Consider the following 21,228-nt stretch of genomic DNA (forward strand, 5'->3'; position numbering starts at 1 on the left):
ACCGGAGGTATCGGAAGCGCCGGACATTCCGGGCATTCCGGGCATTCCGGACACTCCGGGCGCACCGATCGACCCGCTGCAGGACCCGGCGCTGCTGCGCCGCCTGCTTCGCGCTAAAGACCGCATGGACGCCGCCTCGCACGAGGCGTGGCCCGTCCGGCGGCTGGCCGAGGTGAGCGGCGTGTCGGAGGCGCATTTCGCGCGCTCGTTCAAGCAGGCCTTCGGCATTCCGCCGCACCGCTACCTGCTCACGCGCCGTATCGAGCAGGCCACCACCTTGCTGCGCGATACCGACCTGCCCATCATCGAAATTGCTTACGCCACCGGCTGGGAAAGTCTGGGCACCTTCGGCCGCATCTTTCGGGACATCACCGGGCAGAGCCCCAGCGCGCTGCGCCGGCAGGCCCAGGCCGCCGCGCCATGGCAACAGCTCGACCGCGTGCCCGCCTGCGTGCTGAAGGCGGCGCAGCGGCCCGACCTCATCACAGCAGTTTCGGAGAAGCGCCGCCAACTGGCGGAGGGTACAAATCCATCACCAACCAACACAAAGGAGCGGTGATGAGCCAAGGGATCAACGTTGTCGGGCTGTATGTGGACGACCAGGACGCGGCACTGGCGTTTTATGTCGACAAGCTCGGGTTTCGCGTGCATACGGACGTGCGCAACGGGCCGTACCGATGGCTGACGGTGCAGCATCCGGAGCAGCCGTCGTTCCAGCTTGGCCTGTTTCAGCCGGGGCCGCCCATCCACGACGAAGCCACCGCGCAGACGCTGCGCGCCATGGTCGCCAAGGGTGCGATGCCGCCGCTGGTGCTGACCGTGGCCGACTGCCGCGCCACCTACGCGCAACTGCGCGAGCGCGGTGTGGAGTTCACGCAGGAACCGGTCGAGCGCTTTGGCAGTGTCGATGCCGGGTTCCGCGACCCGGCCGGCAACGGCTGGAAGATGATCCAGGCCGCTGGAGGCGCAAAGTGAACGCCCGCAACGGTATCCGCCAGTTCCACCGCTGGGTGTCGATGGCCTTCACGCTGACGGTCGTCGCCAACTTTGTCGCCATGACCTGGGGGCCGCCACCGGCGTGGATGACCTATGCGCCGTTGTTGCCGCTGGCGCTGTTGCTGATCACGGGGCTGGTCATGTTTGCGTTGCCGTATATGGATCGGCGCAGCGCCCGGCGTGCGGGGTACGCCAGTCCTGACGCCCCGGCCGCGCGGGTTTGAGGCTGGCGCGTCGTGCGCCAAGCCCGGTGCACGAGGTGTTTTTGCTCGACCGCCGGGTTCAGAACCCCGAGGCATAAAGTTCCGCACCCGGTGGTCAATGGGCAACCGACGTGGCTGCCGGTTCGTCTGCCTCTACCGGCGCATGCCGGCCACCGCTGCGCCACAGCACCACCGCCACCACATGGCAGGCCGCTGCTGCCCAGCCGAGCATGCCCGGTCCACCATGGGCCAGTGCCAGCGCACCCACGCTCGACCCTAGCGCAATCCCCGCATACACCGCAGACGCATGCAGCGACAGCGTGATCGGCGACACATCGGGCGCGAGGCGGATCAACCGTGTTGCCTGCGCCGGGCCAAAGCCCCAGCCCGCCATGCCCCACAGCACGACCGCCCCGATGGCGATGGCACCCGCCACCGCGCCCGAGGTTGTCCGATGAAGCACCTGGGCTGACAGTGACAGCACCGAGAACGCCAGCACGATCCCCGCGCTGCTCACGGCCAGCACGCGCGCCACGCCCGCACGGTCAGTCATGCGTCCGCCCAGACCGGTGCCCAGCGCCGCAAAGCTGCCGACCAGGAACAGCACGATGCCAACGTGCTGCGGTGCAAAGCCGAGTCCTTGTACAAAGAACGGCGCGACGTACGTGTAGAACGTGAAGCCGCCTGCCGCCCACAACGCGGACACGGCCAGTGCGCCCGGCATGCCGGGCCGGCGGGCGACGCTCAGGCGCTGCGCCAGCGTGGTCACACTGTGCGGCAGCGCGCGCGGCAGGCCGAAGGCCAGACCCGCTGTGGCCAGCGCCGACAACACCCCGCACGCCACGAACGTCGAGCGCCAGTCGCCCTGCGCCGCGATCCACGCGCCCAGCGGCACGCCGAGCGCTACCGCCACCGTGCCGCCGCCCGTGATGATGGCAAGCGCCGTGCCGCTGCGTGCAGGCGGCGCCAGCGAGGTTGCCACCGCATTGGCCGTCGGCAGGAACACGCCGGCGGCGAGTGCCAGCAGCACGCGCGCCGCCATCAACTGGCCGAAACCGTGCGCGCTGGCGGCCACCAGATTGCCGCACGCAAAGATGGCCAACGCCCCAATCAGCACGCGGCGCCGGTCAACGTTGCCAAGCAGCGCCGCCATTACGGGCGACCCCACGGCGTACGTGACAGCAAACACAGTGACGAGCTGCCCTGCTGCCGGCACGCTCACGCCCAGGTCTGCGGCCAGCACCGGCAGCAGGCCGGCGATCATGAAGCCTTCCGTGCCGATGGCGAACGCGCCCAGGCACAACCACCACAGCGATGCCGGCATGGTCAACTCCTGTCAGAAGAGGACGGCGGGAATAATGAAAATGCGGGGGCGGAGCGTGTGGCCCCGCGTGGCTCAACGTGCGGTGGCGCTGGCGGTTTGGCCAAATAGCACGCGGCGCTCGTCGTCGGAGATGTCTTCACGGCGGCGCGAGTAGGCGCGTTCGACGCCCGCATAAGCGCGCTCGGTGGCCGGGCGTGCGCCAACGGCCTCGAACCAGCGCTGCAGGTTCGGAAAATCATCGAGGTTCTGGCCGTGCCCGGCGTGCGGCACGATCCACGGGTAGGCTGCGATGTCGGCGATGGTGTAATCGTTGCCCGCAATGTAGGCGCGATCGGCCAGGCGGCGGTCGAGCACGCCGTAGAGGCGGTTGGTCTCTTTGGTGTAGCGGTCGATGGCGTAGGGCACGCGCTCGGGCGCATACACGTTGAAGTGGCCGATCTGCCCGGCCATCGGGCCCAGGCCGCCCACCTGCCAGAACAGCCACTTGAGCACTTCCATGCGGCCGTGCAGGTTGGCGGGCATCAGTTGGCCGGACTTTTCGGCCAGGTAGAGCAGCATGGCGCCCGACTCGAACAGCACCACGGGTTCCGTGCCGTCAGCCGGGTTGTGGTCGACCATGGCCGGGATTTTATTGTTGGGCGAGATGGCGAGGAATTCGGGCCTGAACTGCGCCCCCCGGCTGATATCGACGGGGATGACGCGGTGCGGCAGGCCGGTTTCGGCAAAGAACAGCGCCATCTTCAAGCCGTTGGGCGTGGCGCAGTAGTAGAGGTCGATCATGGTGGGGCCCTCGTGTTCTGTCATGTTGGATGACAGCGTAGGCGTGCGAGTGGCCTTTTGTAATCGCCAGAATCGGGAAATTTCAGGTAGCCACTTCAGGTGCCCGCGGTTCAGCGCCCGTGCGCCTGCGCAGGCTCGGGCAGTTCGCACGAGCGCGCATAGCCTTCCCACGCGGCGGTGCCGCACAGCACCAGCGTCGCGAGCGCGGAGACGGCCAGCGCCGGCAGCCCGCCTGCCACCAGCCCAGTCACGCCAAGCACAATCAGCCCCACCACATGCGCCGGCCGCACCCGCCCGAAAATCGCCCACTTGAACAGCAGGTTGCCGAGCAGGTAGAGCCCCGCGCTGCCCAGCACCGCCAAGGCCGCACCCGCGTGTGCATGGCCCACGGGGTGCGCCAGCACAAACTCATCGGCCACCGCCCCGACGATGATGCCCGCCACCAGCACGACGTGAATGTAGGTATAGGCCAGCCGCGCGAGGCGCCCAGGGTCTGCCGAGTGCGATATGGTGTGTGCGCCGCGCTCGGCGATGGTGTCGAAATACAGCCACCACATCGCCAGGCTGCCGATAAACGACGTCGCCATCGCTGCGATGTTGGCGGCGCTCCAGTCCAGCCCGGCAAACGTCGAGCCCGTCACCGTAACGGACTCGCCCAGCGCGATGAGGATGAACAGCGAGCAGCGCTCGGCCATGTGGCCGCCTTCCACTTTCCAGTCGTTGGTGGTCGAGCGGCCCAGGCCGGGCGTGTAGAAGCCCATCGAGGGCCCAAGCCATTCGATGGCCAACGCGATGATCCAGCAGACCCAGCGCACGGAATCGTCCATCAGCCCGCCAGTCAGCCACAGCACGGCCGAGATGCCGAGCCACGCACCGATGCGCTGGAAGTTGCGCCGCATGCTGACGGATTCGCCGCGCACGGCCCACAGGAAGAACACCGTGCGCCCGAACTGCATGAACACATAGGCCAGCGCAAACGCCAGCCCGCGCGAGCCAAACGCCTGAGGCAGCGACGCCGATAGCAGCAGCCCCGCCGTCATCATCACCAGCATCAGGACGCGGATGGCGAGCTTTTCCGGGTCAAGCCAGTTGGTGACCCACGACGTGAAGATCCACACCCACCACACCGCCAGCATCAGCAGCAGTGCCTGCGCGCCGCCCTCCAGCGTGAAATTGCCAATCAACAGGTGCGAGAGCTGCGTCACCGCAAACACAAACACCAGATCGAAGAGCAGCTCGATGTTGGTAACGCGGTGGTGGCCGTGGGCGCCACCCGACGAAACAGGGGCGGGGCGCAGGTAGCTGCGGGGCATCGGGGGTCCTGGGTGCGGCTTAACGGATCAGGCCGACTGCATGCCGAGCGTGAGCGTGCCAGCGCCCACCATCACCGCGCCGCCCGTGTAGCCGAAGCGGCGCTGCGCGGCCACGCTGGTCAGGCGCTTGGCGAGCAGCTTGGCGGCCAGTGCATACATCGATGCATTGATGGAGGCCAGGATGACGAACGTTGGCAGCAGGATCACGCTCTGCGAGAGGAAGGTCTGGTCGGCCGACATGAACTGCGGCACGAAGGCGACGAAGAAGACGATGCTCTTGGGGTTCAGGGCCGTGACCGTCCAGGCCGACAGGAAGCGGCGGCCAGCGGACTTTTGCTTCACGGGGATCGTGGCTTCGGGCGTGCCCGGCTGTATGTCACCCTGCAGGCGGCGGGCGCTGAGGATGGACTTGATGCCCAGATAAACGAGGTACGAGCCGCCGATGAGCTTCAGGGCCGTAAAGGCGGTGGCGGACGCCGCGAGCAGGGCGCCTGCACCGGCCAGCGAAACCGCCATCGCCGTTGTGTCACCGGCCGCCACGCCTGCGACCGTGCTCCACGCCGAGCGGCCACGGTTGGCCAGCGAATCACCGATCACCAGCAGGATGGTGGGGCCGGGAATGAGCAGGATGATGCTGCTGGCGCCGATGAAGGCCAGCCAGGTGTGGAGGGTCATGGTGGGCTCGTTTTTTGTTGGATGGGCTGACAGTTATCCACGAAAATTTTTGGGCGTCAAACGGCGGACTTTGAGGTTTTGCTGGGTTTGGCAAGGATGGATCACAACCAAGAAAAACTAAACATGCCGCCGTGCAGCCAGCCCAACCCCACCCACTAACAACAGTGCAGCCACCACCTCAAGCCCATGAGGCAACCGGCCCTCATAAACAAATCCATAAAGCAACGCAAACAGCGTCTCAAACACAATCAACTGCCCCGACAGCGTCAAAGGCAGCTTGCGGCTGGCCGCATTCCAGAGGCTATTGCCCAGCACAGATGCCCCCAGCGCCACGCCTGCATTCACCAACCAAAACCTCCCCCAAACCGATGCAGGCTGCGCGGAGGCAGTTGCCATCCCCGGCACAACAAACGCTGGCACGGCCAGTGCCAATGACAATGCCCCCGTGGCAATTCCAGTCAACAACGACCACTCCCGGCTTGTGAACTGCGGGTGGGTGCGCAAGTACCGCGCATTGCACACCGCATACACCGTCCAGCATGCCAGTGCGCCCGCTGCCATAAGCAGACCGATAAGGTAGGCACTGCCGCCTGCGTGCGAATGCATGTCTGGCGCATCCAGGTAAATGCACACCACGCCCGCCACGGCCATCAACAACGGCAGTGCCAATCGGCGCAGGGGCAAGCTGCCGCGCTCTGCCGCACCGGCCAGCGTGACCGTGACCGGCAGCAGCCCGACGATAAGCGACACGGGCGCCACGCCCGCGCGCTGTACGCCACCGGCCACGCACAGGTAATAGAGAAGGTTGCCCGGCAGCGATAACAGCAGCAGCGTCGCCCAATCCCGCCGCGTGGTCTTGCGCCACAGCGCACGCCACACCGGCATCGCCATCATCAGCGAGAGCACGCCATACAGCACATACCGCGCCGCTGAGAGCGCCAGCGGCGAGAACTGCGGCAGCATCTTCGGTGCCACAAAGATGACGCCCCACAGCGCACCAGCGGCCACGCCGTAGCCCAGGCCCATGAGGTGATCGCGTTGCGTGTTGTGCTGCGTATGCGCGAGGTGTGTTGCGGTGGAGGTATCGCTGACAGCCATGGAGCGCCTGGTCCGGAAGATCAATCGAACCGGCACTCTGCGCGGGTGAGCGCAGCGCGTCTTGGTGAAGACGGCTGCGCTTTGGCAAAAACGGAAATGACGTGGGACGTGGCGCTTAGCGCCGGACGGCGGCGGGCGTGATGCCGTGTGCGGCCTTGAGGTGGCGTGTGAGGGCGCTTTGGTCGTAGTAGCCGGTGCGCGCGGCAATTTCGGCAATGGGCAGGGCGGTGGTCTCAAGCAGCGTCAGCGCATGACGCAGCCGCACCCCGGCCAAGTGCGCGTGCAGCGTGGTGCCGTATGCGGCGCGGAAGAGCGTGGCGAGGCGACGTGCGCTCACGCCCGCTTCTGCGGCAAGCGCATCGATGGTGAGCGGTTCGGCATAGCGGTGTTCGATGGCGTGCCATGTCCGTTCGGCGCGCGTATCGGGGCGCGTATCGGGGCGGGCGTGAATCTGCGTGGAATGGTTGGCCGGATGCGCGGCCAGCGTCGCCAGCGCCAGCGACGACCACGCATTCGCCAGCATAGCATCGACGATGGGCGCGTCCTGCAGCCAGGCGGTCAGCGCACGCAGGCCGGGTGTGAGCGGGAAGAACACGCGGTCGGCCAAGCCGCCCAGGCTGGGGGCCTCCACGGTTTGCCCAGGAATGTCGAACACGATGAAGCGGTTGGCGCCGGTGGCTTCAAACGCATGCGTGGCACCGGCGGGAATGAGCGCGGCGTGGTGCGTATCGACGCGGCCGCCGCGGCCGTCCACGTCCATCTCCAGGATGCCGCGGGCGGGCATCACAACCTGCATGAAGTCGTGCGAGTGCGATGGCGCGGCGAGGCCGTAAGTGCGGAAGTCCAGCATGATCGGTCGAGGATAGCACCGCGCCGGGAGAACGACATTAGGGCGAAAGGGCAAAAAAATGCCCGGCTACAGGTGCATCCCGTGCCGGGGTCGGAACTTTCACGGACGAGGATCCGTGAGAAGAGGAACGCGCGCATGATGCACAGCCGGCATGTCACCTGAATGACAGCGGCGCACGCTGGCGCTCATTCCTCCTTGATCGTCACTTTGTCCGGATAGAACGCGAGATAACTGCCGACTTCCCGCGCAACGGGCTTGGGGCTTTCGTAGGTCCAGACGGCGTTTTCGGCGCGCACGTTGTCGGCCACGATGGTGTAGTACGACGCATCGCCCTTGTAAGGGCAATGGGTGTGATGCTGCGTGCGCTCCAGGTGGTTCATCTGCACGTCGTCGCGCGGGATGTACTGCACCGGCGGGTACGACGCCTCGCGCAGCGTGCGCGCCATGCGCGTGTCGGCGATGGTGAAACCGTTGAAGGTGACCGTCACCCTGTGCGGATTCGCCTCGACGGTGATGGGGTGATTCGGATCGATATCGGGCATGCGGCACTCCTGCAGTTGGGCGAAGGCATGCTCTTCACTGTAGCAAGCGCCGCGCTCGGTGCCCAATCGACAGACTTACCAGTGCGTTTCTGATTCAGGCGTGGACGAGATGCGGTGGATGGCCAGGTCGGCACCCATGAACTCCGCTTCGCGGTCCAGCCGCAAGCCGACGAATTTGCGCAACGCGCCATACACCACCGTGCCACCGATGAGCGCGATGACGATGCCGCCGGCCGTGCCTGCCACCTGCGCCCAGAACGACACGCCGCCCAGGCCGCCCAGCGCCTTCAGGCCGAAGATGCCGGCCGCGATGCCGCCCCATGCGCCGCACAGCCCGTGCAGCGGCCACACGCCAAGCACGTCGTCGATGCGCCAGACGTTTTGTACGCGCGTGAACATCCACACGAACAGCACGCCCGCAATACCACCGACAGCCAGCGCGCCCAGCGGGTGCATCACGTCGGAGCCGGCGCACACGGCCACCAGGCCGGCGAGCGGGCCGTTGTACGAAAAGCCTGGGTCGTTCTTGCCCATCCACCAGGCCGTGAGCGTGCCGCCCACCATGGCCATCAGCGAATTGATGGCAACCAGGCCGCTCATCTTGTCCAGCGTCTGCGCGCTCATCACGTTAAAGCCGAACCAGCCCACCGCCAGCACCCAGGCACCGGCCGCCAGAAACGGGATGTTTGACGGCGGGTGCGCGGCGATGCGGCCGTCGTCCTTATAGCGGCCGTGGCGCGCGCCCAGCAGCAACACGGCCGGCAACGCAATCCAGCCGCCCACCGCGTGCACGACCACCGAGCCCGCAAAGTCGTGGAACTCCGCGCCTGTCATGGCCTGCAGCCAGTGCTGGATGCCGAAGTGCTCGTTCCAGGCAATGCCTTCAAAGAACGGGTAGACCAAGCCGACCAGCACGAAGGTCGCCGCCAGTTGCGGCTCAAAGCGCGAGCGCTCGGCGATGCCACCCGAGATGATGGCCGGGATGGCCGCCGCGAAGGTCAACAAGAAGAAGAACTTCACCAGCTCGTAGCCGTTCTGCTGCGCAAGCACGTCGGCGCCGCTAAAGAAGTTGACGCCGTATGCCACCGAATAGCCGATGAAAAAGTACGCGATGGTCGATACGGCAAAGTCGACCAGAATCTTGACCAGCGCATTGACCTGGTTCTTCTTGCGGACGGTGCCCAGCTCAAGGAACGCGAAGCCGGCATGCATGGCCAGCACCATGATCGCGCCTAGCAGGATGAAGAGCGCGTCGCCCCCGGTTTTGATGGAGTTCATTGCGGTTGTCGTGCGGGTTGAGGGTCAGCGCCATCCGGGTGCAACGTGTGCCCACAAATGACGCAAAAGACGCCGACAGATGCAATTCCTGTTCCAACTGTGTGCAAAAAGGTGATATGGCGCACCATGGCCGTGCGCGCGGGATCATTGCCGGGCGGCGCGTGCGACGCGGCCCGAAATCGGTGCGTGATTGCCTGAATTTGGTGCGTCCGGCGCGGCGTATGCGCCGTGATGGTGCGTGCAGGTGGGTGCCGGTGCGTCCGGGTGCGTACCGGTGGTTACGCAAGGCTAGGGTTTGGCACCCGACACACTGAGCGACGTCGCCACGGTGTTCCACAGCGGTTCATACCGCAGGCGCACGGCGCTGGCCTGCTCGGGCGAGGTGGCGGGAGATTGCATGTGGAGCATCAGCAGTGCGCCGTCAGTCGGCACCATGAACACGCTGCCGACCAGTGTGTTGCCCGTGGCCCGCGACATATGCGGGCCGGGCGATTCGCCAATGTAGCTGGCCCACACGCCGGGGCGTCCGTCGAACGATTGCGTGCCCCAGTCGAGCAGCCTGCAGGGGCCCGCTACGGCTTGCTTGATGGCATCGCGCATCCAGCGGGGCTCGCGGCTGTCGGGCAGGGTTTCGGGGTCGCCTTCGGTGGGGCGCACGATCAGTTCGATGCGCGACAGGCCCGAGCCGCCCTGGTTGGCCCACGCGCCGATCGCCACCCGCGCCGGGTCGGGCTTGCGCGGCGCGGTGGGCGGCACGCGCTCCCACGAGAGCGGCAGCCGCAGCCCGAGGCTCGCGCCGCGTGCGTTCGGCCAGTCAGACAGCGTCACGGCCTGGGTAAAGCGGCTGCCCAGCTCATCGGCGGGGCGGTCATCGTAGACCACCGCCAGCAACGTCTGCAGCGTGGCGCGGTCTTGGCTGCCTTGCGCGCGTTCGGCCACGCGCTCGGCCAGGGAATGCGCGGTCTGGGCCGTCTGGGTGGCGGTCGTCACGCTGGGCTGGTGGATATCGAGCGCGCGCTCGATCAGCAATTGGCGCTCATCGTCGGCCAGCGGAATGCCCGCGATCAGGCGGCGCGTACGGGCCAGCGCTTGCGGATAGGTGTTGTCGAATTGCGTGCGGGCGCGAATCAGCTCTTCGCGCTGAGAGGGAAAGCGCTGGATGGCGCGGTCGAGCGCCTGCGTTTGCACCGTCAGGAAACCAAGCACGCTGATCAGCCCCGGGATGGCGCCGGGCGTGTAGTCCCACGCCAGCGCGTGGCCAGACCACGCCAGCATGGCGATCAGACACCTGCGCATCGTGGCGCGGCTTGGCATATGGAGCACCCCCTCTGGCCGGACCCGTTCGGACCCGTTTCTGGCCGAAACTTGACTCTAACGAGTTGTATCGACTGAGTGCAAGCCGGGGGTTGCACCGAGATCGGGCAGCCCTGTCGCGCAGTATTTGCGCAAATCTGCCGGGCGGCAGAGGCGCCTATTTGAACGAGTAGCCCACTGTCACCATGAACCCGCTGGTCCAGAAGAACTGCACTTCGCCACGGAACTGGCCGGCCTTGTAACCGAGCGCCGGCAGGATGCCCGGCGAGAAGCCCTTGTAGTTGAACGGCACCTTGTTCTGGTACTCGCCCTTGTAGCCGTGCAGGATGCCGCCGGTCAGCTTGCCGTAGAAATTGGTGCTGCCAAGGTTCCACAGGTACCCCCCGTACGCCAATTGCGAGAACTGGCCGAACGAGTTCTGGAATGCCGCCGCGCCTACCAGCCAGCCGTTGTCGCGGCGCCATTCGACGCCCACCAGCGGCGAATACTTGATGTAGTGATCGTCCCGGCTGTAGTGCATGTTGTAGATGCTGGCCTGAACGGAGATCTCGTCGCCGGGTTCGAAGATATCGGCAAAGGCAGGCGATGCGCCCGCCAGAAGCGCTGCGCCAATGGCAGCGCCGCGAAGCTTTGCAGTCAAAGAAGAAAAAGTAGCCATATCCACGCGAACACGTCCGAGCCAAACGCTCGCGAAGCCCTTGCTTGGGGCCGACGTGATTCCCTATGTCGTTTTGTGTGTGGGAATGTTGGGCGAGATGGGCTGACGTTTCCGTCAGATCGGTCCTAAAAATAAGAATTTGCTGACGCTTCAGGTCGGTGCGGCGGACACCATCGGGTTGTCGCTGGACAACTCCGGCTGCGGGGGCATTGCATGGCCGCACGGGGCGCGCAGCGTGGATCAGCCCGCTCTTTTGGGGGTGAGGTTGACGTTTACGTCAACCCCGAAAATACTGTCTGCTCGACGCTTGACCGGCACGCCACGCTCTGTGCGGCGCACAACACATCCAAGGCCGGTGCCACTCAGACAAGGTGGAGACATGACCGATCTTTCCGCAGCCCGCGCAGCCGCCCAGACGCCTGCCAGCGAACCCGCGCCGGTGCGCAACAAGGTGCGCTTCGTGACGGCCGCCTCGCTGTTCGATGGGCATGACGCGTCGATCAACATCATGCGGCGCATCCTGCAATCCATGGGCTGCGAGGTGATCCACCTCGGGCACAACCGCTCGGTGGACGAGGTGGTCAACGCCGCGTTGCAGGAAGACGTGCAGGGCATTGCCGTGTCCAGCTACCAGGGTGGCCACGTTGAATACTTCCAATACATGATCGACGCGCTGCGCGCGCGCGGCGGCGAACACATCCAGGTGTTCGGCGGCGGCGGCGGCGTGATTGTGCCGGCGGAGATCCGCGCGCTGCAGGACTACGGCGTGGCGCGCATCTACAGCCCCGAAGACGGCCAGCGCATGGGCCTGGTCGGCATGATTGCCGACATGGTGCAGCGCTGCGATATCGATCTCTCCACCTTTGCGCCCGCCACGCTGGAGCCCGTTGCCAACGGTAACCGCCGGGCGCTTGCGCAACTGATTACCGCGCTGGAATCGGGCCGCATCGATCCGGCCTTGCGCGCGGCGGTGCACGCGGCCGCGGCCACCAACTCCACGCCGGTGCTCGGCATCACGGGCACCGGTGGCGCGGGCAAGTCATCGCTCACGGATGAGCTGATCCGCCGCTTCCGGCTCGATCAGCAAGACACACTGCGTATTGCCGTCATCTCGATCGACCCCTCGCGGCGCAAGTCGGGCGGGGCGCTGCTGGGCGATCGCATCCGCATGAACGCGATCAACCATCCGAACATCTTCGTGCGCTCGCTGGCCACGCGCGAGGCGAGCAGCGAGATTTCCGAGGCGTTGCCCGATGCGATTGCCGCCTGTCGTGCATGTGGCGCGGCAGGCTTCGACCTCATCATCGTGGAGACCTCCGGCATCGGTCAGGGCGATGCGGCCATCGTGCCGCATGTCGATCTGTCGCTGTACGTGATGACGCCCGAGTTTGGCGCCGCCAGCCAGTTGGAGAAGATCGACATGCTCGACTTTGCCGATCTGGTGGCGATCAACAAGTTCGACCGCAAGGGCGCGCAGGATGCGTGGCGCGATGTGGCCAAGCAGGTGCAGCGCAACCGCGAGCAGTGGCACGCCCGGCCCGAAGACATGCCGGTGTTCGGCACGCAGGCCTCGCACTTCAATGACGACGGCGTGACGGCGCTGTATCACGCGCTGGCCGATCGGCTGACTGAGCGCGGCATGGCGTTGACCGAACGGATGTTGCCGCGCCCGGCCGGCAAATGCTCCACCAGCCATGCCGCCATCGTGCCGCCTGCCCGCGTGCGCTACCTTGCGGAGCTGGCAGACACCGTGCGCGGCTACCACCGCCGTGTCGATGCGCAAAGCCGCGTCGCTCGCGAGCGCCAGCAATTGCAGGCCAGTCATCGCATGCTGGAAGCCGCTGGCACAAGCGTGCACACGCTGTCCGCGCTCGACAAGCTCGCGGCCGAACGCGACGCGCAACTCGGCGCCACCGAGCGCAAGCTGCTCGCCATGTGGCCTGACCTGCGCCGCGCCTATTCCGGCGACGAATACGTCGTCAAAATTCGCGACAAGGAAATCCGCACCGCGCTCACGCACACCACGCTTTCCGGCACCACCATCCGCAAGGTCGTGCTGCCGCCGTACGAAGACGACGGCGAAGTGCTCCGCTGGCTGATGCGCGAGAACGTGCCGGGATCGTTTCCGTACACTGCCGGCGTGTTCGCCTTCAAACGCGAGAACGAAGACCCGACGCGCATGTTCGCGGGCGAGGGCGATGCCTTTCGCACCAACCGTCGCTTCAAGCTCGTCTCTGAAGGCATGGACGCCAAGCGCTTGTCCACGGCGTTCGACTCCGTCACGCTGTATGGCGAAGACCCGGCTGTGCGCCCCGACATCTATGGCAAGGTCGGCAACTCGGGCGTGTCGATCGCCACGCTCGACGACATGGAGGTGCTGTATGACGGCTTTGACCTGACCAGCCCTGCCACCTCCGTCTCCATGACGATCAATGGCCCTGCACCGACCATTCTGGCGATGTTCATGAACACCGCCATCGACCAGAATCTCGTCAGGTTCCGCGCCGACAACCACCGCGAGCCGACCGCCGACGAAGAGGCGAAGATCCGCGCGTGGGTGCTGCAGAACGTGCGCGGCACGGTGCAGGCCGACATCCTCAAGGAGGATCAGGGGCAGAACACCTGCATCTTCTCGACCGAGTTTTCGCTCAAGGTGATGGGCGACATTCAGGAATATTTCGTGCACCACCAGGTGCGCAACTTTTACTCGGTATCGATCTCGGGCTATCACATTGCCGAGGCCGGCGCGAACCCGATCTCGCAGCTTGCGTTCACGCTGGCCAATGGCTTTACCTATGTGGAGGCGTACCTCGCGCGCGGCATGCACATTGATGACTTCGCGCCCAATCTGTCGTTCTTCTTCTCCAACGGCATGGACCCGGAATACAGCGTGCTGGGCCGCGTTGCCCGCCGCATCTGGGCGGTGACGATGGCGACCAAGTACGGCGCGAATGAGCGCAGCCAGAAGCTGAAGTACCACGTGCAGACCTCGGGCCGATCACTGCACGCGCAGGAGATTGCCTTCAACGACATCCGCACCACGCTGCAGGCGCTGATCGCCATCTACGACAACTGCAACAGCCTGCACACGAATGCCTACGACGAGGCCATCACCACGCCCACGGCGGAATCTGTGCGGCGCGCGTTAGCCATCCAGCTCGTCATCAACCGCGAGTGGGGGCTGGCGAAATGCGAGAACCCGAATCAGGGCAGTTTCATCATCGACGAGTTGACGGATCTTGTTGAGGAGGCCGTGCTGCAGGAGTTCGAGCGTATTGCCGAGCGCGGTGGCGTGCTGGGGGCGATGGAGACTGGCTACCAGCGCGGCAAGATTCAGGAGGAGTCGATGCTGTATGAGCAGCGCAAGCATGATGGCTCGCTGCCGATCATTGGGGTGAACACGTTCCGCAATCCGGAGGTTGAGAGCGCGGTGCCGCCGCACATTGAGTTGGCGCGCTCCAGCGAGGAAGAGAAGCGGAGCCAGCTTGCGCGCTTGCAGGATTTTCATGCGCGCCACGCCGCGCATGCACCGGCCATGTTGCAGCGCCTGCAGCGTGCCGTGATCGAAGATCAGAACGTGTTCGCTGTGTTGATGGACGCCGTGCGGGTGTGTTCGCTTGGGCAGATTACGCATGCACTGTTTGAGGTGGGGGGGCAGTATCGGCGGAATATGTGAGGTGCCCCGCGCAGCGCGCGTTTTTTCGGGCCAGTACAATCTCGTACGCATGCGAACGGTCGTTCGCTTTTCTTAATCTTTAAGGAAGAAGCATGGCAATTCAAACGGTCGGCATCGTTGGTGCCGGAACAATGGGTAACGGCATTGCACAGGCATGTGCCATGGTCGGGCTGGATGTGGTGATGGTGGATATCAGCGATGCTGCCGTGCAAAAGGGCATCGCCACCGTGGCAAGCAGCCTGGACCGCCTGATCAAGAAGGAAAAGCTGACCGAAGCCGACAAGGCCGCCGCGCTCGCGCGCATCCAGGGCTCAACTTCGTACAACGACCTCAAGCGCGCCGACCTTGTGATCGAGGCCGCCACCGAGAATTTCGACCTGAAGGTGAAGATTCTCAAGCAGCTCGAAGCCGTTGCTGCGCCGCACGCCATCGTGGCGTCGAACACGTCGTCCATCTCGATCACCAAGCTGGCCGCCGTGCTGCAGGACGCCAGCCGCTTTATCGGCATGCACTTCTTCAACCCGGTGCCGATGATGGCGCTGGTGGAAGTCATCCGCGGGCTGCAGACGAGCGATGCCACGCACGCCGCGGTTGAGGCGCTGGCGCATCAACTCGGCAAGACGCCAATCACGGTCAAGAACAGCCCGGGCTTTGTGGTCAACCGCATCCTGTGCCCAATGATCAACGAGGCGTTCTGCGTGCTGGGCGAGGGCCTGGCGTCGCCGGAAGAGATTGACGAAGGCATGAAGCTCGGCTGCAACCACCCGATCGGGCCGCTGGCACTGGCCGACATGATCGGCCTGGACACCATGCTGGCCGTGATGGAAGTGCTGTACACCGAGTTTGGTGATCCGAAATACCGCCCGGCCATGCTGATGCGCGAGATGGTGGCCGCCGGCTACCTGGGCCGCAAGACCGGCCGTGGTGTGTACGACTATCGCAAGTAACGGCGCGGCATTTGCGCTGTCCGCCAACTGTCAGGCCGGATTCGCGTGAACTGTCTGCAAGTGTGCATGGAGGCGGTGTGGCCCTGCGTTGATGATGACGCATCGCCACACCGCTTTTTTCTTGCTGATACACCGGACACCGCCATGCCGCGCTACGCCTTCCGTCTGCTCAACGTTTTTGCCGAAACCACCTTTGGTGGCAACCAGCTCGCCGTCTTTGAAGACGGCCGCGGCCTGGACGACGCCACCATGCAGGCCATCGGACGCCAGTTCAACCTGTCCGAGATCACCTTTATCTTTCCCGGCGAGGGTAACGATGGCGATGGCGATGGCGCCACGGCGCGTTTGCGCATCTTCACGCCCGACTATGAGATGCCGTTTGCCGGCCACCCGTCGCTGGGCACCGCGCAGGTGGTGCGCGAGCTGTACGGCCCGGGCAATGAACTGACGCTGCGCTGCGAGTCGGGCATCGTCTCGCTCACGGCGCAGGACGAGGGGTGGTCGCTCGTGCCGCCGCGCTCAGGGGCGCTGAATACGCGCGAAGCCGATCCCGCCATCGCCGGGATGCTGGGGTTGGACACGGATGCGCTGGCGGGCCCGCCGCTGTGGGTCGACGCCGGGATCGAGCAACTGATGGTGCCGGTCAAGACGCGCGCCGATGTGGAGCGTGCCCGCCCGGACGCGACCGCATTTGATGCCTGGCCGCGCAGCCGCAACGATGGCCGCAATGCGTACGTCTTCACCATGCCCCGGCCTGGCAGCAATGATCCGGTGGTGTCGCGCTTCTTCTTCGAATACGGCACCGGCCTGTGGGAAGACCCAGGCACCGGCTCGGCGTGCGCCAATCTGGGCGGCTGGCTGCGTGCGACCGGCCATGCGTTGCCGGCAAGCTATCGCGTTGAGCAGGGCGCCGCAGTCGGCCGGCCTTGCCACCTGACACTGCGCGTGGATGCCGACGGCACGATCCATGTGGGCGGCCGCGTGATCGAAATCGGCCGCGGCACGCTGACGATCTGAGTGCCAAGGCGCAAGCGGCGACGTCCAATTTGAGAGGGGGCGGATTGGCCAGCCCCCTCGACGGGCGCAACCTCGGCAAGCTCGTGGTGCGCGTGGCCGAGGCTTGATCGCGCTATTGCAGTGTTGCGTCGTGGCGCTGCACGCCAGGCGGCAGCCACGACGCGTCGAGTGCCGCTTCCTTGGGCCAAGTCAGTTGCAGGCGCAACAGGAACGGGCCGGTGGGCGGCGGCAGCCAATTGTTGCGCATGCCCTTGGGCGGCGCGCGCTGGATCAGGATGTCGAGCGAGCCGTCGCGGTTCAGGCGTGGGTGGTCCGCCTCGCTCAGCACGTTGCGCAGGCTCCGGCGTTCAACCGTGCGGCGCGATTGCCCGGTGGGGCTCAGGGCGGCGATGGCCCAGCCTGCGTTCGCGGGCGGGAGCTGGTCGCGGTCGAAATGCAGCACGTAGCGGTGCGTGCTGTCCAGTGCCATGCCGTTGGCGTCGGCTTTGGCGGTGCCGATGAGCATGTCCTGCGGCAAATCAGTGCCGCCACCGTTCCATGCCACGATGGCACGCTGTGCGTAGTCCAGCCCGTAGGCGCCGATCATGCGCGGGATGAACCAGCCGTTCTGTGTAAGGGGCGGCTGGGTAACGGCCAGCGCCAGCGTGTCGCGCGCTGCGGTCACGCCGCCTTCCAGCACCTTCAGGTTGGTGGTGCTCACGGCCTTGGCGTCAAAGGGCGCGCCGGGCACCAGTCCCAAATCGCGCAGCGACTGCAGCATCGTGGAATCGGCCGCGTGCGGCGGGTTGCTCTTGAGCAGTTCGGCAAAGCGCGTGAAGTAGCTGTTGGCGTCGAGCGCGGTCACGCGGCGGCGCGCGGCATCCAGGCTGACGTCGAGGTCGGTGGCCTTGTCTGCGTCCACCTTGGCTTCGGCTTCGGGCTCGCGCAGGGCGGTTTTGCCGAAAGCATCCAGCGGGGTGATGCGGTAGCGGTCCTGCACGCGGCGCGCGGCAGCCTGGTCGCGCGGGCCCGCCACCTGCGTGCGGGCCACTACCCAGACGAGGCTGGTCGGCGCGGCAATCTGCTTGACGCCGGCAGGCAGGGTGCCCTCCCAGCCCGGCGGGGTGATGGCGTAGTGCGCTGCGCGTGCGCCAGTGGTGCGGTTGCCGAGCGATTCAAACACGTCGCTCCACCCATCGTGCAGCGCCACCCAGATGTGGCGGCGGCCGGCATCGGGCAGGCTCAGGACGACTGGGCCGTTACGCAAGTCGACGAAGGCGCTGCTGGCGAGCACGTCTACACGGGCGCGCACGCCGGTGGGCAGGGCTTCGTCTTCCGGCGTGCGCTGGTGCATGAACGTGCCGGCGGGCGCCAGCGCAGAGGTGGTCTGCAGCAGAGCGTCCGTCATCATCAACGGAAACGCGTACACATAGGCCGCGCGCACGAGCGCTTCGTTTGGCTGTGGCAAGCGTTGCTCGATGGGCGCCGTGGCCGTGGTACTGGCGTTCTGGGTGGAGCAGCCGGCCAGGCTCAGGGCAAGCGCCCAGGCCGTCACGCTCAGCGCCACGGCCGCCAGCTTGGTAAGCGGGCGCGCGGGCGCGGGGCAGTGCGTCATCTTGTTCTCCTCTGTCGTCGGTGCGCGCAACAGGAAAACAGACGCCTGTCGGACATCCCCCCAAGGATGCTTGCGCATACGGTAGCGTGGTGGCCGATCCGGTGGCTCCGCGCATGTCGTGTCTTGAATCTTTGGAATGTAGGAGTGCGGCCCGCGCAAGTCAATTGAAGAGCAGGAGGGCATACTCGCCGGTTTGGAGCAGGTATGGCCTCAGAGGCGCAGGTGCAGCGCGAGGCGCAACCGGGCTGCGTCATATTCGGCCTTCAGGCGCGCCACGATTTCCGCCGTGGGCGGCAGATCGGCAATCTGCCCGACACCTTGCCCGGCGCCCCAGACGTCTTTCCAGGCCTTGGCGCGCGAGCTGCCGTCGCCAAAGTTCATCTTCGATTTGTCGGCCTCGGGCAGGGCGGCGGGGTCAAGACCGGCCAATTCGATGCTCTCGCGGATGTAGTTGCCGTGCACGCCGGTGAAAAGGTTGGTGTAGATGATGTCTGACGCGGCGGCACGCAGGATGGCGGTCTTGTAGCGCTCGGCCGCGTGCGCCTCCTGGCTGGCGATAAAGCGCGTGCCGATGTAGGCGAGGTCCGCGCCCATGGCTTGCGCGGCAAGAATGGCATCCCCCGTGGCAATAGCGCCCGACAGTGCGATCGGCCCGTCAAAGATGCGCCGCACTTCGCCCACCAGCGCGAAGGGCGACAGCGTGCCGGCGTGCCCGCCCGCGCCCGCAGCCACCAGGATCAGCCCGTCGACACCGGCTTCGAGCGCCTTTTCTGCGTGGCGCAGGTTGATCACGTCGTGCAGCACGATGCCGCCGTAGCTGTGCACGGCATCCAGAATCTCTTTGACCGGGGCGCGCAGCGAGGTGATGAGGATCGGCACCTTGTGCTTGACGCACGTGGCCACGTCCTGCTCCAGTCGGGCGTTTGAGTGGTGCACGATCTGATTGACCGCGAGTGGTCCAACCACGTCATCGGGATGTGCGGCCCGATATGCGGCCAGGTCTTCGTTGATCTGCGTGAGCCAGTCGTCCAGCACCTCGGCCGGGCGCGCGTTGAGCGCCGGAAACGCACCGACGATGCCGGCCTTGCACTGCGCCAGCACCAGCTCCGGGTAACTGACGATGAACATGGGCGAACCGATCACCGGCAGCGTCAGGTGTTGCAGCGCGGGCGGCAAATGCTTGGCGGCGGGCATGGCATCTCCTGGATTGGCAAAGCACATACGGCAGGGGCAGAGCATATCGTTCGATTATAGGAACGATCCCGCACCCCGCCGTGTGCGATCTGCCGACCGGGTTCAGACATGAGCGTGCTGCGCAAGCAGTTCAATGAAGGCACGGTTGAAGGCGGGCAGATCATCGGGTTTGCGGCTGCTGACCCAGTTGCGGTCGGTCACCACTTCGCGGTCTACCCACACGCCACCGGCGTTGCGGATGTCATCCTGCAGCGTCGGCCAGCTCGTCAGCGTGCGCCCACGCACCAGCCCGGCCGACACCATGAGCCACGGCCCATGGCAGATCACCGCGATCGGCTTTTGCGCCCGCTCAAACGCTTGCACAAACGCCTGCGCGGCGGGCACGAGGCGCAGCGCATCGGCATTGAACACGCCGCCGGGCAGCACCAGGCCGTCGAAATCGTCGGGCTTGGCGTGATCGAGCGGCAGATCCACCTTGAAGGCGTCGCCCTTGGCAGCGTGGTGCAGGCCCGTCACGCTGGGGCCCGTGGGCGAAATTATGCTGACGTTGGCACCGGCGCTTTCCAACGCCTGCTTGGGGCTGGCCAGTTCGGCCTGCTCGAACAGGTCGTGGACGAGGATGGCGATGCGCATGTCATGCAACGGGGTCATGGCGGACTCCTTGTCAGAGAAATCGAGAGAAGAGAACAGCAGGGGATTGCCCCGCAACGCGCATGCCTGCTCTGCGCTAGCATGCTGGGCATTCGTTGCGCATCACTTCACTCATCGCTCATCGCTCACCGCCGGAGACTTGCATGACCACGCCGCTTTCCATCGATGCCGCTACCGCCGCCGCAGATGCTGCGCTGTTCCCCGGCTTCCGCCCGTTCCGCCAGACGGCCAACGGCGTGGAGATTGCAGGTGTGATCGGTGGCAGCGGGCCGCCACTGCTGTTGCTGCACGGTCATCCGCAAAGCCATGTGATCTGGCACAAGGTTGCACGTGAGCTGGCGCGCGATTACACGGTCGTCGCCACGGATTTGCGTGGCTATGGCGCCTCGTCCAAACCGGGCGGCAGCGCCCGGCACGCGGAATACAGCAAACGCACCATGGCGCAGGACCAGGTGGAGGTGATGCGCGCACTCGGCTTCGGCCGCTTCCGGCTGTGCGCGCACGATCGCGGCGCACGTGTGGCGCACCGCCTGTGCGTTGATCACCCCGTACACGTTGAGCGCGCCATGCTGCTCGACATCGCCCCCACGCTGGCCATGTACGAGCACACCGACATGGCATTTGCGTCGGCCTATTGGCACTGGTTTTTCCTCATCCAGCCGTCGCCGTTTCCCGAGACGCTCATTAACGCCACGCCTGACTTCTACATCGGCAAGCTGATGGGCCTGCGCCACGCGGGGCTTGAACCGTTCGCCCCCGAGGCCATGGCCACCTACGCCGCCGCCATGCGCGAACCCGCCTGCGTGCACGCCATGTGCGAGGACTACCGTGCCGCCGCCACCATCGACCTCGAACACGACCGCGCCGACCGTGCTGCCGGCAAACGCGTGAGCGTGCCGCTGCGTGTGCTGTGGGGCGAGCACGGCGTGATCCAGGGGTGCTTCAGGCCGCTGGAGTTGTGGAGCGCGGTGGCCGATAACGTGAGCGGTGGCACGGTGCCGTGCGGGCACTACGTGCCGGAGGAGGCACCGCAGGCGTTGTTGGAGGAGATGCAGGCGTTCTTTGCGTGAGACTGGCCGAATCGCTTTGCCGGTATCGCTTAATGAATCTGATGCCGA

20 protein-coding genes are annotated in these 21,228 nt (G+C 65.7%); 7 read left to right on the forward strand and 13 right to left on the reverse strand.

Annotated elements, in window-relative coordinates; all coding sequences use genetic code 11:
• Nucleotides 1-25 precede the first annotated feature (25 nt).
• Genes PSUB009319_RS18615 through PSUB009319_RS18625 form a run of 3 tightly spaced genes read left to right on the forward strand, consistent with a single transcriptional unit; the run spans nt 26 to nt 1,220 of the window.
• Nucleotides 26-559 (forward strand): helix-turn-helix transcriptional regulator, encoded by a 534-nt coding sequence (locus PSUB009319_RS18615; protein WP_374704213.1) that lies wholly within the window; start codon nt 26-28, stop codon nt 557-559.
• On the forward strand, nt 559-975 hold the full coding sequence (locus tag PSUB009319_RS18620; RefSeq protein ID WP_045204995.1) for a VOC family protein: 417 nt from the start codon (nt 559-561) through the stop codon (nt 973-975). Before PSUB009319_RS18615 ends, PSUB009319_RS18620 begins: the two co-directional genes overlap by 1 nt.
• Nucleotides 972-1,220 carry a hypothetical protein gene (locus tag PSUB009319_RS18625; protein WP_124383680.1) on the forward strand — a complete coding sequence of 83 codons (249 nt, stop codon included), beginning with the start codon at nt 972-974 and terminating at the stop codon, nt 1,218-1,220. The genes PSUB009319_RS18620 and PSUB009319_RS18625 overlap by 4 nt, the downstream gene beginning before the upstream one ends.
• Before the next feature lie 94 nt (nt 1,221-1,314).
• On the opposite strand, the gene PSUB009319_RS18630 is transcribed toward PSUB009319_RS18625, so the two are convergent.
• From PSUB009319_RS18630 to PSUB009319_RS18675, 10 genes are all read right to left on the reverse strand, one after another.
• The gene (locus PSUB009319_RS18630) at nt 1,315-2,523 is read right to left on the reverse strand and encodes an MFS transporter (RefSeq protein WP_124383681.1); all 1,209 of its coding nucleotides are present in this window, start codon (nt 2,521-2,523) and stop codon (nt 1,315-1,317) included.
• Nucleotides 2,524-2,595: 72 nt separating this feature from the next.
• On the reverse strand, nt 2,596-3,303 hold the full coding sequence (locus PSUB009319_RS18635) for a glutathione binding-like protein (RefSeq protein WP_124383729.1): 708 nt from the start codon (nt 3,301-3,303) through the stop codon (nt 2,596-2,598).
• 110 nt (nt 3,304-3,413) lie between these two features.
• Nucleotides 3,414-4,616, reverse strand: coding sequence for a low temperature requirement protein A (locus PSUB009319_RS18640; protein WP_124383682.1), 1,203 nt, complete (start codon nt 4,614-4,616; stop codon nt 3,414-3,416).
• 27 nt (nt 4,617-4,643) lie between these two features.
• Nucleotides 4,644-5,291 carry a LysE family translocator gene (locus PSUB009319_RS18645; RefSeq protein WP_124383683.1) on the reverse strand — a complete coding sequence of 216 codons (648 nt, stop codon included), beginning with the start codon at nt 5,289-5,291 and terminating at the stop codon, nt 4,644-4,646.
• A gap of 117 nt (nt 5,292-5,408) precedes the next feature.
• Nucleotides 5,409-6,389, reverse strand: coding sequence for a DMT family transporter (locus PSUB009319_RS18650; protein WP_124383684.1), 981 nt, complete (start codon nt 6,387-6,389; stop codon nt 5,409-5,411).
• A 115-nt stretch (nt 6,390-6,504) separates the two neighbouring features.
• Complete coding sequence (locus PSUB009319_RS18655; RefSeq protein WP_124383685.1) at nt 6,505-7,239, reverse strand: AraC family transcriptional regulator; 735 nt, start codon at nt 7,237-7,239, stop codon at nt 6,505-6,507.
• Between the two features lie 185 nt (nt 7,240-7,424).
• Nucleotides 7,425-7,781, reverse strand: coding sequence for a DUF427 domain-containing protein (locus PSUB009319_RS18660; RefSeq protein WP_124383686.1), 357 nt, complete (start codon nt 7,779-7,781; stop codon nt 7,425-7,427).
• A gap of 75 nt (nt 7,782-7,856) precedes the next feature.
• Nucleotides 7,857-9,059, reverse strand: a complete 1,203-nt coding sequence (locus PSUB009319_RS18665) for an ammonium transporter (protein WP_124383687.1) — start codon at nt 9,057-9,059, stop codon at nt 7,857-7,859.
• A gap of 288 nt (nt 9,060-9,347) precedes the next feature.
• Complete coding sequence (locus PSUB009319_RS18670) at nt 9,348-10,373, reverse strand: hypothetical protein (protein ID WP_124383688.1); 1,026 nt, start codon at nt 10,371-10,373, stop codon at nt 9,348-9,350.
• A gap of 157 nt (nt 10,374-10,530) precedes the next feature.
• On the reverse strand, nt 10,531-11,013 hold the full coding sequence (locus PSUB009319_RS18675; RefSeq protein WP_124383689.1) for a hypothetical protein: 483 nt from the start codon (nt 11,011-11,013) through the stop codon (nt 10,531-10,533).
• A gap of 397 nt (nt 11,014-11,410) precedes the next feature.
• On the opposite strand from PSUB009319_RS18675, the gene icmF reads away from it, so the two are divergent.
• From icmF to PSUB009319_RS18690, 3 genes are all read left to right on the forward strand, one after another.
• On the forward strand, nt 11,411-14,707 hold the full coding sequence (gene icmF / locus PSUB009319_RS18680; protein ID WP_124383690.1) for a fused isobutyryl-CoA mutase/GTPase IcmF: 3,297 nt from the start codon (nt 11,411-11,413) through the stop codon (nt 14,705-14,707).
• Nucleotides 14,708-14,799: 92 nt separating this feature from the next.
• Nucleotides 14,800-15,654, forward strand: coding sequence for a 3-hydroxybutyryl-CoA dehydrogenase (locus tag PSUB009319_RS18685; RefSeq protein WP_124383691.1), 855 nt, complete (start codon nt 14,800-14,802; stop codon nt 15,652-15,654).
• 144 nt (nt 15,655-15,798) lie between these two features.
• Nucleotides 15,799-16,671 (forward strand): PhzF family phenazine biosynthesis protein, encoded by an 873-nt coding sequence (locus tag PSUB009319_RS18690; RefSeq protein WP_124383692.1) that lies wholly within the window; start codon nt 15,799-15,801, stop codon nt 16,669-16,671.
• A 112-nt stretch (nt 16,672-16,783) separates the two neighbouring features.
• Here the strand turns inward: PSUB009319_RS18690 and PSUB009319_RS18695 are convergent, their stop codons facing one another.
• The 3 genes from PSUB009319_RS18695 to PSUB009319_RS18705 all read right to left on the reverse strand — a co-directional run bounded on the left by PSUB009319_RS18695 (nt 16,784) and on the right by PSUB009319_RS18705 (nt 20,110).
• Nucleotides 16,784-18,265, reverse strand: a complete 1,482-nt coding sequence (locus tag PSUB009319_RS18695) for a DUF1254 domain-containing protein (protein ID WP_124383693.1) — start codon at nt 18,263-18,265, stop codon at nt 16,784-16,786.
• A gap of 210 nt (nt 18,266-18,475) precedes the next feature.
• Nucleotides 18,476-19,459, reverse strand: coding sequence for a nitronate monooxygenase family protein (locus tag PSUB009319_RS18700; RefSeq protein ID WP_124383694.1), 984 nt, complete (start codon nt 19,457-19,459; stop codon nt 18,476-18,478).
• Between the two features lie 102 nt (nt 19,460-19,561).
• Nucleotides 19,562-20,110 carry a type 1 glutamine amidotransferase domain-containing protein gene (locus PSUB009319_RS18705; protein ID WP_124383695.1) on the reverse strand — a complete coding sequence of 183 codons (549 nt, stop codon included), beginning with the start codon at nt 20,108-20,110 and terminating at the stop codon, nt 19,562-19,564.
• Between the two features lie 143 nt (nt 20,111-20,253).
• Between PSUB009319_RS18705 and PSUB009319_RS18710 the strand changes: the two genes are divergently transcribed.
• Nucleotides 20,254-21,180, forward strand: a complete 927-nt coding sequence (locus PSUB009319_RS18710) for an alpha/beta fold hydrolase (RefSeq protein ID WP_124383696.1) — start codon at nt 20,254-20,256, stop codon at nt 21,178-21,180.
• Nucleotides 21,181-21,228: the final 48 nt, after the last annotated feature.

This window comes from Ralstonia sp. SET104 (assembly GCF_003851545.1).
In the GTDB taxonomy this organism is placed as follows: Bacteria; Pseudomonadota; Gammaproteobacteria; order Burkholderiales; family Burkholderiaceae; genus Ralstonia.